Below are 15607 nucleotides of genomic sequence, written 5' to 3'. Positions count from 1 at the left end.
AAATATCCAAAGGAGGTCTGCCGAACCTTATATCGTGTATTGCCAAGTATCGGTTTATTTTTCATTCAGGGGATTAGGAAAGGGGAAACGTATGAAACGTTATTGGATAAACGCACTTAACATTTCTGTACTAAGCACCGCATTACTTACGGCAACAACTTTGACGCCAGTCTCGGTGTTCGCCAATGGTTCAGGGGCAACCGCGGGTAACTCGCAGACTTCCATCACACCTATCGCTAATCCGGCTCCATCATTCAAAAATGTTTCCGTTCATGACCCTTCTGTCATTAAGGTGGATGATACCTTTTATATTTTTGGATCTCATCTGCAAGTGGCCAAGTCCAAAGATTTTCTGAACTGGGATCTCGTCGCCTCCGGTGTTACGGATAATAATCCTGTGGTCCCGAATGTAACCAAGGAATTCGCTGAAGCGCTGGAATGGGCGCAGACAGACACGTTATGGGCGGCAGATGTCATTCAGCTCGCAGATGGCAAATTCTATATGTACTACAATGCTTGTAAAGGGGACTCTCCCCGATCAGCCCTTGGCATCGCTGTTGCAGACAACATCGAAGGGCCTTATAAGGATCAAGGTATTCTGTTGAAATCCGGCATGTGGGACCAGATCAGTGAGGATGGTACCATCTACGATGCAACGATTCATCCCAATGTGGTCGATCCTGATGTCTTTTATGATAAAAACGGCAAGTTATGGATGGTGTATGGCTCCTACTCCGGGGGGATTTTCATTCTGGAGATGGATGAGACAACAGGCAAACCGCTGCCCAATCAAGGTTATGGCAAAAAGCTGACGGGAGGCAACCATAGTCGTATTGAGGCTCCTTATATGCTCTACAGTCCCGAAACCGACTATTATTATCTGTACCTGTCTTACGGCGGATTGGGTGCTGACGGAGGATACAATATACGTGTTGCTCGCTCCCAAACACCGGATGGGCCTTTCCTTGATGCCGAAGGAAACGATATGATCAACGTTAAAGCGGACAAGGATAAACCTTTATTTGACGATCGTTCCATTGAGCCTTTTGGAGTCAAATTAATGGGGAACTTCCTGTTTGAGAGACAGATTGGTGATCCGGGCACAGGCCTCGGAACCGGCTATGTATCACCGGGACACAACTCAGCTTATTTTGATGCGGAGACAGGCAAACAATATCTGATCTTCCATTCCCGTTTTCCGGGACGTGGTGAAGAACATGAAGTCCGCGTACACGAGATGCATATGAATGCAGACGGTTGGCCCGTCGTTTCTCCGTATCGCTATGCTGCCTTGGGAGAGGATACAGCCCAACTAACAGCTCAGGATATCGCCGGTCAGTACCAGTGGGTGAATCATGGTAAGGACATCACGGCGGACATCAAGTCCTCACAGACTGTTCAGTTCACAGCAGATGGGCAGATTAATGGTGCCGTGACAGGAACATGGAGTCTTGGCACAGACAACCAAGTTCAGATTACATCGAATAACGTTGTGTACAACGGCGTTTTCACACATGAGTGGAATTCGGATTCTCAAAGTGCAGTTCTGACCTTTAGCGTCCTCTCCTCCTCCGGGATTGCCATCTGGGGAAGTCAAGGTGTTGAACGGAGTGATCAGGCCATTGTAGATGCGGTGAAAAAAGATCTGAGTATTGGTAATACGGATCATGTATTCTTCAATCTGTCTTTGCCTGGAAAGGGATCAAGTGATGCAGACATTACATGGAAAAGCTCCAACACATCGGCTCTATCCACTACAGGCGTAGTGCAGCGACCACGCGCTGGCAAGGGGGATGCCAAAGTGAAATTAACCGCTACGATTCGTAAAGGAGCTGCAGTAAACTCCAAAACGTTCAACGTTATCATCCCACAGCAAGCGGTAAGCCCATTGCTCGGAGAGTATACGTTTGAACACAAGAAAATTGCCAAAATCGCACAGGATTACAGTAAGAACAAATATCATGGACAAGCCTATAATGTGGTGAGTTCTGCTGCAGGTGGCAAAAATCAGGCTGCCACATTTAACGGAACCGACAGTTACATCCAGTTGCCTGGACTCCTTACAGATACCACGGATTTCACGTTTAGCGCTTGGGTCAATTGGGATGGCGGCGGGTCCTGGCAGCGTATTTTCGACTTTGGAAATGGATTGACGAGACATATGTTCCTTACTCCATCCCAGCATAATGGTGCGTTACAATTCACCATTCATAATGAGGGACGGGATCAGAGCATCATTGCCGCAGATCCACTGCCTTCCAAAGCATGGGTTCACGTGGCTGTAACCCTACAGGGTGATGTGGGCACTCTATATGTGAATGGCACATCGGTTGCGAGCAGCTCTGATATTACTTTTAATCCAAAAGATCTGCATGCGACGGAAGCTTATGTGGGCAAGAGTCGTTATACGGCTGATCCATTCTACAAAGGCAGCTTGGATAATGTAAGAGTATATGATAAAGCATTAACAGCGAAGGAAATACAGCGTCAGGCCAAAGAAAAGCCTTAACTCATAGTCATATCTTAGGCGCTGGGCTCCAGTAGCACATTCAACAATAAAACAGCCAATGGTTTGAACGGCATCCTCATTTGTCAGACACGTCTAACAATGAGGATGCCGTTCCATTACCAGGCCGCTTTATTGTCATTCCATTCATGTATGCATACATTCATCGTTCGTTACATTAACATTGGCTCTTCGAGTTCACTTCGAATAATGAATAACCATGTTTAATCGGTTCGTCTTAACCCCGGAGTTAACATAGGCGTGAGGTTTGTCCGCTCCAAAACGGATCGACTCCCCCTGATTCAACGTATGTTCTTCGTTCCCTACCCGAATCGTAACTTCGCCCTCAAAGACCGTAATGAATTCTTCCGCACCTTCGATATGAGGTTCAGCATTCAACGCGGACTGCGGGTCCATCTCCATCATATATATTTCAAAACGACGACCCTCTTCATAGGGAAAATGCGGATATATTCGAACCCTTCCCTCATCCTCCATCAATACTTGAATATCACTGCCCGTTACAACAGTAGTATCTGATTTCGGCTCGTGGATTAACCTGGTAAAGGAAATTTTCAGGCCGTTGGCAATCTTCCATACGGTACCAATTGATGGGTTGGATTCGCCACGTTCAATCTGACCAAGCATGGTCTTGCTAATGCCGGACATTTCGGCAACCTTGTCCAGACTAAGCTTTCTTTGTTCCCTAAGCTGTTTCAAGTTTTGAGCAAGAATACTGTTAATGTTTTGCAAAATCCGATCCTCCTCATGTTTATAAACATATTGTGCTTTATAACGCACATATTGTACAATGATAAAGAGTGTGCTCTATAGCGCACACTTTAGGTTATTATATCACACACCTTGAGAAGACGTGGAGGATTCATGAACATCACACCTTTGGTAACATACGCTATCATCGCATCATTTACACCCGGACCCAACAATATCATTTCCATGACGCATGCTAGGAATAAAGGCTTCCGCAAGACCCTTCCGTTTATTGGCGGAGTTGTAGCCGGCTGCCTGCTCATTATGTTTCTGTCCTGTTATTTCAACCTTATTCTTCATCAGTATATTCCTAGGATTACACCCGTCTTGAACGTGTTGGGATGTGTGTACATGCTCTATCTGGCACTAAAAATTATGCGAAGTACACCTGCCGAGACGGAAGAGAACAAGGTCAATCATTATTCATTTCTATTCGGGTTCACTTTACAATTCATCAATCCCAAAGTCATTCTGTACGGGCTTACGGCCATATCCGTTTTTGTCCTGCCTCTTGGACAATCCCATGTTCAACTCATCGCCTACTCCTTACTACTCACCTTCATCGGTATTAGTGCCAATATGACCTGGGCGTTCGGTGGTCTGTTATTTCAGAGCTTTCTATTAAGATACGAGCGTCCTGTTAATATCGTAATGGGGATGTTGTTAATTTACAGTGCACTCTCGATCCTGATGTAAAATCTAATAGAAAAAGCGTCCACTCATTGGATGAGCTGAACGCTTTTATTTTTATCCTAATTCGGGTCTCCACCATGCATGTGTAGGATAATGCTCCGTATGAAGTACAACCTTCTCACCGATTTTGGGAGTTGCAATCTTCACATTCAAAGCAAGTGCAGCCTTCGTAATTCGCTCAACCGGTTCATTCCAGGCATGATAGGCCAGCGTAAATGCGGCCCAATGAATCGGGATAAGCAACTTGCCACCTACATCCAGATGCGCTTGAACCGTCTCTTCCGGCATCATGTGAATGTTGGACCACCGCTCGTCATATTGCCCACATTCCATCAAGGTGAGGTCAAATGGCCCGTATTTAGTGCCAATTTCCTTGAAATGAGGGCCATAACCGCTGTCACCACTAAAGAACACCTTCGTATCTTGTCCCGCGATGACCCACGAACACCATAACGTAGAATTACGGTCAAACAACCCCCTGCCTGAGAAATGACGTGCTGGCGTACAAGCCAATGTTAGACCTTTGAACGACAACTCATCCCACCAGTTATGCTCGGTAATCTGCTCCGAAGGCACACCCAGTTGAATCAGTCGACGACGTACCCCAAGCGGCACGATAAATCGTTTTGTTTTGTCCTTCAATCTGCGAATGGAGTCATAGTCCAGATGATCATAATGGTCATGCGATATAATGATTGCATCCAGAGCCGGAAAATCCTCCGGATGAATCGGTAGATTCGTGCTGTAACGTTTGGTACCCACCCAGGATACGGGGGATGGACGATTGCCCAGCATTGGATCAAAGAGTAACCTGTGACCCTCGATTTCAAGCAAAAAGGCAGAATGGCCAAACCATGTAACCTGGGGATTATCGGATGCACTGAATGAGTCTGCAGGTTCACAACTCTCCACGGGCATCGTGCCTGATGGCCTCCGCTCTACATCTCCACGCATGGAATCTCTCAATATACTGATCAAGGACTTGAAGTTCATGCCGGCTGAAGTAGGGAGCTGATTTTCGTATTTTGTCATTGTACATACCTTCTGTTCTATATTATCAATCTGTGATTCAACATTTGGATAAAATATATTCATATCGTAGCTATATATTAATTCATTGACCGTTGATATTCAATTTTCGGTTAATTAAGACAGAATTAAGACTGTGTTTTCTCTCGTATAAGATTGGGCATATATGATAGAGAAAATACATCGAGAGAGTGTGTGAGAAAACATGAAGAAATGGCGCAAAAGATTGGTTAAGTTTTTGATATTCGACCTCGCGTTAGTTATTTTACTTTTGGGTACTGGTGTAATCTATCAACAAGTGGGTGCAAGGCAGGATGCCAAAGTACTCGTCCCCCCTGGGAAATTGTACAAAGTACATGGTGAAAATATGCATTTATATACGGGTGGAGAAGGCGATGTAACCGTAGTGCTCGCCTCCGGCTGGGGTACCGCTAATCCCTATGTAGACTATTATCCGTTATATGAAAAACTTGCTCCCAATACGAAATTCGCAGTATATGACCGGTTTGGCTATGGATATAGCGATCGAACCGACCACAAACGTGATGTCGATACCGTCGCTGAGGAATTGCATGAGTTATTACAAGTGTCCGGCCAGAAACCACCTTATGTATTGGTTGGACATTCACTCGGCTCGCTGGAAACCATTCGTTTTGCACAAAAATACCCGGAACTCGTCAAGGGTATCGTCATGATTGATGGCGGAAGCCCCGAATATTATGCGAAAGACGATGACTCTTTGGCAGATACAATTGGTGGTTTTGCGAATAAATTCCGCATCCAAACCGGACTGTTCCGCCTCTCCATGCAATCAGACCTTGTTGTCGAGACATCCAATGCCAATCGTAACAAATTGAAACTTGTACCCGACGCACTGAAGAAAATCGATACAACTGCTCTGTTGCACAACTATGGAAATGCAAATACGTTGGATGAATTACGTGAAATAGCTGAAAATGCCAAAGTGGTCGCAGATCACAAGCAACCGTTTTCGTTTCCACTCACGATACTGACGGCTGACTACCTTGGTGCCAGTGAACCCGACTGGGATAAATCACAAGTAGAATTCAAATCCTGGTCTAATGAATCCAAACAAATAACCATTAAAGATACCGATCATTATATCCATCAATTTCGTCCTGATCTCGTTGCCGATGAAATATTGGCCTTGGTGAAGAAGTAACTTTCACTCGATTAAAATAGGCAACTTTATAACACGAAAGAAACCCCAAAGATTCTCGAACTCTTTGGGGTTTTGGCTATGAATTTATTGTGCTATCGCCAGTCTTGGCCGTTGGGATCTGAAATCGCTGAAGGCTTGTTCAATCTCTGATGACGTCAACTGGTGACGATAAAAATACTGCTCCATCGCCTCCATTTCAGTGCGATCCCCATTGTAAATGTTATCAATTTTCCGAATGACCTGGTTATAGAAGCACTCACATCTGGATTGCGCAGGTTCACACAGCCAGAAGTTCGTTCTTTTTACATCAGCTGTCTCCGTCCAGAGCAAATTCTCATATCGGATAACATCCCAGTCCCAATATCCAGCGTGAATCTGCTGAAGTTCCGTCGTAAACATATCGTATATCAAGTTGGGAGGAATGTGTCCATATCTCTCACGGTACTGTTTCAGATTGAACGCTTCAATCCATTCCGTCAGGGTGTACTCACCGGGTGAATACGCATACAATTTAGGTGCGTAAGGATATCTCTGCAATGAACTAAGTGCTTCACTTTCCATCTCTCCATCCAATCTTGCACGTGAAGCGTATACCTTGAGACAATAGTCTTGCAATCTATATACAACCGAGTTATTACTAACAAGCGAAGCCTGTAGAGTGAGATGGCCGTTTTTTTCGTAGTGCAACAGCATCTTTTCAATGGTATTGCCAATGGGATTGATGATGATCATAACGATGTCTCCTTGCGTAAAATAAAATATAAACCGTTTTCGAATTCGTTAAAAATTGCACTATTACATTCTATATTACCCTTTTATATTAGTATGAACATATACAATTTTGCCGGAACATGAAGTATTTGCTCTGAAATTTATTCTTCGAACCGCCGTATTCCGGTTATTTTATTACTTTAATAGCTGTAACCCGTTTCACGTCAACCCTAAAAAAGATAGAATACATACGCAAAAAAAGCGATGCTTCCTTAAGGTTAAGGAACACATCGCTCTGATACCATACTGACTTGTTTATGTTAGTTAATGAATTAATGCATTGGACCTTGTTGTCCAGCTTGAGCTCCAACTTTGACCCGTTTCACAAAGAGTGAAATGATCAGTCCGATTACGGCAAGAACCAATGCAAAGACAAACGCATTTTGTACACCTGACGTGAAACCAGCCAACTGATTCTCAGGGCTCTCCGGATCCGTCACATTGCTCAGGAAGCGAGTCTGTCCTGCGCTCAGAATACTTACTGCCACAGCCGTACCAATAGCTCCGGAGACTTGTTGCAGTGTATTCATGATCGCAGTGCCGTGAGGGTAAAACTCAGGAGGCAACTGGTTCAAACCGTTCGTTTGTGCAGGCATCATGATCATCGAAATACCGACCATCATGAACACGTGCAACGTAATGATCGTGCCAAGGGAAGTTGTTGCTTCAATGCCTGTATACAGGAACAAAACAACGGATACGATAGCCATCCCGATAATAACAAGCCATTTTGGACCAAACTTGTCGAACAGACGTCCCATGATTGGAGACAAGAATCCATTCAGCAAGCTACCTGGCAACAAGACTAGTCCGGCAGTCAATGCTGTAACTGCCATACCTTGTTGCAGGTACATCGGCAGAATCAACATCGAAGACAACATCATCATCATCGAGATGAAGATCAGGATCAAACCAATCGTAAACATCGGATATCGGAATGCACGCAGATCCATCATTGGCTGCTTCATTCTTAGCTGACGGATACTGAATAACAGCAAGGACAACACACCAATAACGAGAGTGGCAACAACGACCGGACTCGTCCAGCCTCCGCCAGTTTCTCCGTGTCCCCCTGCGCTACTGAAGCCGTACACGATACCACCAAAACCCAAGGTAGAAAGGATAATGGATAATACGTCAATTTTGGGCTTGGTCAATTTCGAAATATTTGGCAAGAAGAGCAAGCCACATACCAGTGAGATCAGGAAGAACGGCAAGGAAATCCAGAAAATCCAATGCCAGCTCAGATTAGCCAGGATCAGACCGGAGATACTCGGACCACTTGCTGGCGCAAACATAATAACCAAACCGATTAATCCCATGGCAGCACCACGTTTCTCAATCGGGAAAATAACCAATATGGTATTAAACATCAGTGGCAGCAACAGCGCTGTACCTACAGCCTGAAGTACCCGGGCCACCAACAGAATTTCGAAGCTAGGTGCAAGCGCAGCAACAAATGTGCCTGCAATCGAGAAAATCAGGGACGTTGTGAACAGCTGTCTGGTTGTAAACCATTGCAACAGCATACCGGATACCGGCACCAGGATTCCCAACACAAGCAAGTAGCCTGTGGTTAACCATTGAATCGTTGTAGGTCCTACTTCAAGCAGACCCATAAGTGGTGTCAAAGCCACGTTTAATGCCGTTTCCCCAAACAGGCCAATAAAGCCGCTCAGCAGCATTGCGAACAAAATCGGAAATACCTTGTATTGCTTCATTTCTTGTTGATTCTGTGCAGAATCAGCCTTCATGGAAACCTCCACGATCCCATCCTCCTCAAACGTATCAAACTTTCTTTCTCTGTCTCTTGGTATAACTTATTGAAGCTGTTTGGCGTTCTTCGTCACAACCGACAAATACTCAGCAGCCGTCAGCAGAGGCTGTTTATCCTGATTCGTCAGGCTGATAATCAGTGCTCCCTCCATCAAAGAAATGATCAGAAGTGCCGTCTCCCGCGCCTTCTCTTCGCCAACGCCATCCAGAATCAGATGTTTCTTAATGACATTCTGCCAATCTGCAAATACACCCTGACATGCAATACGCAACTGCTGACTAATACATGATGTCTCCACAGCTGCCCAGAAGCTGAATGGCAGAAATCCGGTAAACCCGGCTGCTTCTGTCTCATGAGCCAAATCATGAATAAATTGCTGAATGGCGTCCCCCGTATTGTCATGGGCTGCAAATGTTCTCTCAAATGTCTGCAGAATATGTTCATTGGCCTTTTGAATACACTCGTGCGCGAGCTCTTCCTTGCCGTGCGGGAAATAGTGATATAACGATCCTTTCGGCGTACTACTCTCTTTGATGATCTGATTCAGACCAGTCGCATGATATCCTTGTGAAAAAAACAGTCTCGCTGCTGTGCTGACAATGGACTCCCTAGCATTAGACTTTTCACTCAACGAAAGCCACTTCCTTCAAATAATTATAACAATCGGTCTATATAATTAAACTCGCTCAGATCGGTGCTGTCAATCATTTTTATTTCAAATTTTAATGTAAACGCTACCAGTTCGAAAGTGAGAAAAACAAACCAAACAATTGCAGTATTTGGACTATTAAAACAGTCGCTTAATCCGGATACATGACTCCAGATTAGCGACTGTTTGATTGGAAGGAGATTTTGTAGTCCAGGATATCGTGGACATCGTAGTCTTCCCCGTCTTAATGAATCTCCTGATGCATTATTTGTGGAGATCCAACCGTTCGTTTATTACCTGCCCACACGTCCTGCACATATCGTCCTTCAGCCTGAAGCTGGATGAGCCAGTCTTTCGCTTGCTGTCTCGTTGCTCCCTGCAGCTCCTGATACGCGTGCTGCAAAGTCTCTTCCACCGCAGAAGCCATCTGGCTTCCGTCCCCGCATACGTAGAGTTTTCCTTTGTTCATCAGCATGTGAAGCAATTGCTCGGAATCCTCCTTCATTAGATGCTGTACATAGGTTTTGGGCTTGCCATCCTCACGAGAAAAAGCAGTGTGTAGCTTTACGATCCCCTCTCGTTCGTATTGTTCAAGTTCTTGACGATAGATGAAATCTGAATCATTCCGGCACCCAAAGAACAAATGTGCCTCACTTAGTGGCAAACCTCTCTGTTTCATGACAGCCCTGGCCTGAAGGAATCCTCTGAACGGTGCAACCCCCGTCCCCGGTCCCACCATGATCACTGGAACGTCAGCGGCTTCCGATAGATGAAACTCGGATTCGGGTGTACCGACAAACATCAGAATACGTTCGCCCGCTGGACAACCAGCGAGATAAGATGAAGCCACTCCAAGGTATTCACCCCGGCCACTCCATGCAGGCTCTCTTACTACTGATACAGTTATGCTCGCTTGCTCGGGATTCAGTCTTGGCGAGCTGGATATTGAATAATATCTGGGCTTGAGCGGCGGCAACAGTTCAAGGAACCTTTCGAATGGCAGTTCACACGCCTCATATTTTTCCAGCAGGTCCAACATGGTGATTCGATTCGCGAGAATATCATCCCTGTAGCTGTTTTCATCCAACAAGCCTTCCAGTTCACGCTTATGAGGGGGGCATACTGTATGATGAGCTAACTCCTGCAACTGTGATCTGGTCACAGGTGTCTGTACTTCAACACAATGACGGAGCAGATCCTGCACCTTGACAGGACGGTTCAGTGGAAGATGCAAAAGATGTGTCGTGTCCGAAGTTAATTGGATATGAACATCTCCACTTAGTCCGAATCGACTGAGTATCCGATCCACGTTCCGGCTCTGATTGTTAGGCAACACACCGAGATGGTCGCCTTCTCTATAACTCATGCCTTCAGGCAGTATCACCTCGATGTGACGTGTGCTTCTCCCACTTTCCAGCGCCTGAAGTTCTTTATTAACGATTACCGTGGCATGGCTAGCATTATATGTTTGTGCGAGTGGCATCTCTGCTTTCTCATGGACAATTTCCATTTGAAGTCCGCTTGTGCTTGGCAGGATTGGCTTCACTACTTCCCCGTTGATCCCCAGGGCATTCAATACTTGGGGCCACAACATGTGCTGCCACACTTCGACTTGCTTCTCCATATGACCTCCGGCATCGGCTTCTCCGCGGGATATCACTCTTTTACCTCCCAATTCTTCAAGCTTCTCATCCATCAATCGCGGAATACTCTGGTACGTCCCGGACCAGCTCCGATCGCCACAGCCCAGAACGGCATAGTTCACATCCCGTGCTTCCTCTGATTCCGCTTCCCTCAGCCAGTCTACAAATGCCGCAGCATTTTGCGGCGGTTTACCATTATACGAAGCAGTGACAATGAGAACCACCCCCTGACGGGGTAAGTGCCCCACCCACTCATTCAGAGTGGCTGCTTCACTTGGGATGCCATACGAACGGCCTTTCTCCACAAGCTCTCTCGCAATGCCTTCTGCTGTTCCCAGATTGGAACCATACAACACCAGGAGTGATGGGTCACCACCTGCTTCAACGACCACATCTTCTCTCATCTGACTGTCACTTGCTACATTCTTATGAACAACAGCAGGTTTCTCTTTTGCATACACAGTAGCCTTATTCATCGTTTGCGAAGCCGCGCGCGCTTTCACCTGGATCCGGAAGTCTCCCGGCTTCAACGTCAGCGTCTGTTTAACATCCAATTCATAATTGCCATAATCGATCAGCTCAAATTGTTTGAGGACCATGCCAAGCACAAGTGTTGCTTCATATAAAGCAAACTGCATGCCGATACACGCTCTCTCTCCATTACCAAAAGGTTTATATGCATGATGAGGCACTTTCGTCGTATCTTCAAATCTCTCTGGTCGGAACAGCTCCGCATCCTCTCCCCAAGCCTCTCTGTCACGGTGAAGCTGCGGCAGAAGAATACTGCAACTTTCCCCTTTCTTCAAAGGATATTTGCCTCCTATGACCGTATCTTCTTTCGCATATACATCAAATCCAGGAGCGGTTGGCCAGAGACGTAGCGATTCACTAAGAATCATGCGAATATAGGAAAGCTGAAGAACTTCCTCGTACTGTGGTGAGTCATTGACCAATATTTGATCCACCTCGTCATAAGCTTTTTGAAGCGATTCAGGATTTTTCAGTAAAAAATATAGCGCAAAAGATAACAAACCACTCGTCGTTTCGTGTCCGGCAATAAGAAACGTAATAATCTGATAACGGATGTTCTCATCATCCAGCATTTCTCCAGTCTCCGGATCTTTGCCATTCAGCATACGTGTGAGCAAGTCGACCTCTTCTGGTGCTGAACTCGCTTTACGTTCTTCTATGATCCGATCTACCAGAGAGAACATTGTCTGAATATCCTTCTGGAACTGTCGTTTGGTTTGGACCATTAGCAGATTCTGAATTTTCAAACGCGAACTCTTCTGCATAGCTTCATTTAATGCCCGAACCATGCTTTCGATAAAGGGACTGTGGTCCTGTCTGTAAAAGCTGTTAAACCGATAATTGAATCCACATAGCCCGATGGTATCCAACGTAAGGCGTGTCATATCGTCCGCAACATCAATCGTATCATTAGAATTGAGGCGCGCCCACTTATTGATCAACTGATCGGCAATATCCACCATCATCGGATGATAGCCTTTCATGGCCTGCTTGCTAAAGGTCGGAAGCAGAATGTTATGGGCCTTTTTCCAGTTGGGCTCTGATGTTCTGCTCGTGAAAAGACCATCGCCTCCAAAGGCACGTACATTTTCGAGTTCATTGTATACAAACTTGTCAAAACGTGAAACATCGCATAATTCAGCGACAAGATTTGGCCCAGATACAATTAAACCGGAATAACCGGGTACCGTAAGTCGATAAATCGGTCCGTGCTGTTCAGCCAGGACACCTAGCGATAACGTTGGTTTATTTTTATCGATCAAAGGCAGATTGCCAAGTGGCCCATACATTTTGGGTTGTGGAATGTAAGTTGCATCACTCATGATGATCACCTCTTATCTGTACGCCTTGGAGCAAATTGTTCTTTAGCCAATAGATGGCTGTAATGCTTTCATTCATAAGTGATCTCTCCTTCGACGATAATATAATTGATAGTTAAATGTATCATTTGATAATACAATAAACCAAAATAAACTTAATATCAAATTTTATTCCGGCTATACTACTTTCATTTGCATCGTTCAACGTTTGGGTTGAAACACTGCAAATAGAGGATTGCATGTGCAATCCCCTACTGTATGAAGCGATGACGCTATGGTTCTATGGTGCTTCTGTTTAATCTAATGATGACTTGGCTCATCCCACTTCTCAAAATTCAATTCAGTATTAATACTTACCGCAGATAATGCCCCCAGAGAAGCAGCCGTAATTGCCTGATACAACTCGGATGCTGCATCACCAGCACTGTATACACCGGCTACGGATGTTTTGCCAGACGCATCAACGATAACCGTTCCGGACTCTGTAATTTCACAACCGATGGCCTTTGGCAGTTCTGATCCGGTAAACAGTTTCGGTTGGAAGAAGACGCCTGTGCATGGAATCGCTGTACCGTCACTCAATACAACTTGCTTTACCATTCCTTCTTCCGAATCAATGGATTGAACCGGTGCATCGAAAACAGTAACCTTATGCTTTTCCAGCTCTTCACGATGCTCATCTGTTAAGGAATCTGATCCATTTGTACAGATCGTATAACGTTCTGTCCATCCGGATATGACTTTTGCCATATGTAATGCCTTATCTCCGCTAACGATGATGACCAGCGACTGGTCTCTTAACTCCCAACCATCACAATATGGACACACAAACGCACTTTTGCCGTAAACTTCTGTTAATCCGTTAATCTCCAGAGGCAGATCTTTCTTACCCACTGCAAACAAAATCTTTTTCGTGCGATAGCTTGTGCCCAGAGAAGTCGTTACTTTAAAATCGCCATCCTGACCTGTTATCGTTGTTGCCGTATCGGATGCGAATTGAATGGAAGGGTATGCTGCCATCTGCTCTTTGGCGGCTTTGCGGAATTCACGTGGACTAGCCCCGTCTCTTGTCAAAAACCCATGGGTCTCCCTTGTGACCCAGTTACGCGGTGTCTCATCATCGATGACGACAACGTTCTTACGGGCCCTGCCGAGTACAAGTGCTGCATTAAGCCCCGCTGGTCCTCCACCAACAATAAGTACATCCAGGAGTTGATTCATATTACTCATATTATTCACCCTTTCAAGATATTTAATATCTCTAATTCTGCTTTAAAAAATACTTCCCATTCTCTCTTAAGGAAAGTCATTCGGAGATTTACAAGAACCCACTTAAACAAAACTATTAAAGATATCTTATATCTACAATATACAAAAGCTAAGCAATTTGCAACATATATCTTTAACTACCTTTTTCAATCCAGCCTATGTGAGTTGAACAAAAGATGATTTACACTTACACTACAACGATAGAACAAACCTTAAATTACTCTTATCCACGGATTTTCTGATTTTCTCCTGTAGCACAGAAATAATGATTTAACAATTAAAAAGAACCTTGTTTTTAAATTGTTCACAATCAAATGACATTATTTTAAATACTAAAACGTTAATTAAATCACATAGTGTATTGAATGGTATAATAGCGACATAATATACAAGTATAGATATAGGAAGTGAGTTCTTGAAAACATTGAATAATGGTTCACAGACCAATATCAGCCTGGAGTATAGCTCGATTCCGAAAGTTTTCTTCGATACAATCAAAATCGGAATCATCAAGTCCAACCTGATCGCCATGTTTGCGGGTTTAAGTTTGGCTTTATATGTATTTGATGCTTCAATCTTAGCTAATATTGTACCAATCATCCTTTCCTTTATTGGGTCTTCTCTCATTATCGGAGCTGCAGGGGTGTTCAACAATCTGTATGATCGTGATATCGATGCGATCATGGAACGTACGAAGAAACGTCCTACAGTTACGGGACGCGTAGATACCAAGTCGGGTCTGATTCTCGGGATTGCAATCACCATCATCGGGGGCATCATGCTGTACATCGCTTCCCCGTCCGCTGCTGTATTTGGTATTTTGGGTCTGTTGCTATACGTGTTCCCTTACACGATGTGGACCAAACGTACCACGATCTACAACACCGAAGTGGGAAGTCTTTCGGGTGCTGTGCCTCCGCTCATCGGTTGGGCAGCCATTTCACCGGAACTGGGTCATTTTGAGATCTGGGCATTGGTCGTTACGATGCTCTTATGGCAAATGCCTCACTTCTACGGAATTGCGATTCGTCGTTTTGAAGAGTACAAGGCTGCTGGCGTTCCTATGTTGCCTGTCGTTAAAGGTCTTAGACGGACATATATTCAGACGAATGTGTATCTGGTACTGTTATTGATCTCCAGCTTTTTATTCTGGCCGATGAGCCCATTTATTGCTATTGTAGCATTTTTGGTTACCTTGGCTTGGCTCATTCTTAGTGTGGCTACCTTTGATAAAAAAGAAACAGAGAAATGGTCCAAACGGATGTTTATCTTCTCCATCAACCATATCACTATTATCTTCTTGGTGATCATTGCGTATTCCTTGATTGCTCAAATGATGAGATAAACATATTCCATCGTTCCACTCGTTATAACGAAAAAAGCCTTACAGACTGTACTCTTTCAAGGAGTGGTCTGTAAGGCTTTTTTTCGTTTTACATGTTTTTTTTATTGTATACCTTTTCTAA

11 protein-coding genes are annotated in these 15607 nt (G+C 44.7%); 4 read left to right on the top strand and 7 right to left on the bottom strand.

From position 1 onward, the window contains the following. Positions 1 to 91: 91 nt before the first annotated feature. Positions 92 to 2509, top strand: a complete 2418-nt coding sequence (locus ACTHPG_RS08605) for a family 43 glycosylhydrolase (protein ID WP_440388708.1) — start codon at positions 92 to 94, stop codon at positions 2507 to 2509. Between the two features lie 195 nt (positions 2510 to 2704). On the opposite strand, the gene ACTHPG_RS08600 is transcribed toward ACTHPG_RS08605, so the two are convergent. Beyond that, positions 2705 to 3259: a helix-turn-helix domain-containing protein gene (locus ACTHPG_RS08600; RefSeq protein WP_440388706.1), complete on the bottom strand. Its 555-nt coding sequence runs from the start codon at positions 3257 to 3259 to the stop codon at positions 2705 to 2707. A gap of 132 nt (positions 3260 to 3391) precedes the next feature. Here ACTHPG_RS08600 and ACTHPG_RS08595 point away from each other — a divergent pair, with 132 nt between their 5' ends. Further along, positions 3392 to 3973 (top strand): LysE family transporter, encoded by a 582-nt coding sequence (locus ACTHPG_RS08595; RefSeq protein ID WP_440388704.1) that lies wholly within the window; start codon positions 3392 to 3394, stop codon positions 3971 to 3973. A gap of 51 nt (positions 3974 to 4024) precedes the next feature. Here the strand turns inward: ACTHPG_RS08595 and ACTHPG_RS08590 are convergent, their stop codons facing one another. Next, a complete protein-coding gene (locus ACTHPG_RS08590) occupies positions 4025 to 5002 on the bottom strand; it encodes an MBL fold metallo-hydrolase (RefSeq protein ID WP_440388702.1) in 978 nt (325 codons plus the stop codon). A 202-nt stretch (positions 5003 to 5204) separates the two neighbouring features. Between ACTHPG_RS08590 and ACTHPG_RS08585 the strand changes: the two genes are divergently transcribed. Then, positions 5205 to 6182, top strand: a complete 978-nt coding sequence (locus ACTHPG_RS08585) for an alpha/beta fold hydrolase (RefSeq protein WP_440388700.1) — start codon at positions 5205 to 5207, stop codon at positions 6180 to 6182. A gap of 84 nt (positions 6183 to 6266) precedes the next feature. On the opposite strand, the gene ACTHPG_RS08580 is transcribed toward ACTHPG_RS08585, so the two are convergent. The 5 genes from ACTHPG_RS08580 to ACTHPG_RS08560 form a co-directional block, all read right to left on the bottom strand. Continuing rightward, the gene (locus tag ACTHPG_RS08580; protein WP_440388699.1) at positions 6267 to 6914 is read right to left on the bottom strand and encodes a hypothetical protein; all 648 of its coding nucleotides are present in this window, start codon (positions 6912 to 6914) and stop codon (positions 6267 to 6269) included. 311 nt (positions 6915 to 7225) lie between these two features. Then, positions 7226 to 8674: a DHA2 family efflux MFS transporter permease subunit gene (locus tag ACTHPG_RS08575; RefSeq protein ID WP_440390189.1), complete on the bottom strand. Its 1449-nt coding sequence runs from the start codon at positions 8672 to 8674 to the stop codon at positions 7226 to 7228. A 99-nt stretch (positions 8675 to 8773) separates the two neighbouring features. Further along, positions 8774 to 9361 carry a TetR/AcrR family transcriptional regulator gene (locus ACTHPG_RS08570; RefSeq protein ID WP_440388698.1) on the bottom strand — a complete coding sequence of 196 codons (588 nt, stop codon included), beginning with the start codon at positions 9359 to 9361 and terminating at the stop codon, positions 8774 to 8776. A gap of 262 nt (positions 9362 to 9623) precedes the next feature. After that, positions 9624 to 12875: a bifunctional cytochrome P450/NADPH--P450 reductase gene (locus ACTHPG_RS08565; protein ID WP_440388696.1), complete on the bottom strand. Its 3252-nt coding sequence runs from the start codon at positions 12873 to 12875 to the stop codon at positions 9624 to 9626. A 297-nt stretch (positions 12876 to 13172) separates the two neighbouring features. Continuing rightward, positions 13173 to 14093, bottom strand: coding sequence for an NAD(P)/FAD-dependent oxidoreductase (locus ACTHPG_RS08560; RefSeq protein WP_440390187.1), 921 nt, complete (start codon positions 14091 to 14093; stop codon positions 13173 to 13175). A 463-nt stretch (positions 14094 to 14556) separates the two neighbouring features. Between ACTHPG_RS08560 and cyoE the strand changes: the two genes are divergently transcribed. Then, positions 14557 to 15486, top strand: coding sequence for a heme o synthase (gene cyoE / locus ACTHPG_RS08555; RefSeq protein WP_440388695.1), 930 nt, complete (start codon positions 14557 to 14559; stop codon positions 15484 to 15486). The last annotated feature ends 121 nt before the right edge of the window (positions 15487 to 15607 follow it).

Source organism: Paenibacillus sp. SAF-068, from assembly GCF_051967555.1.
Taxonomy (GTDB): Bacteria; Bacillota; Bacilli; order Paenibacillales; family Paenibacillaceae; genus Paenibacillus.
Note: the sequence above shows the minus strand (reverse complement) of the source record. Positions and strands in the feature narration are given on the sequence as shown.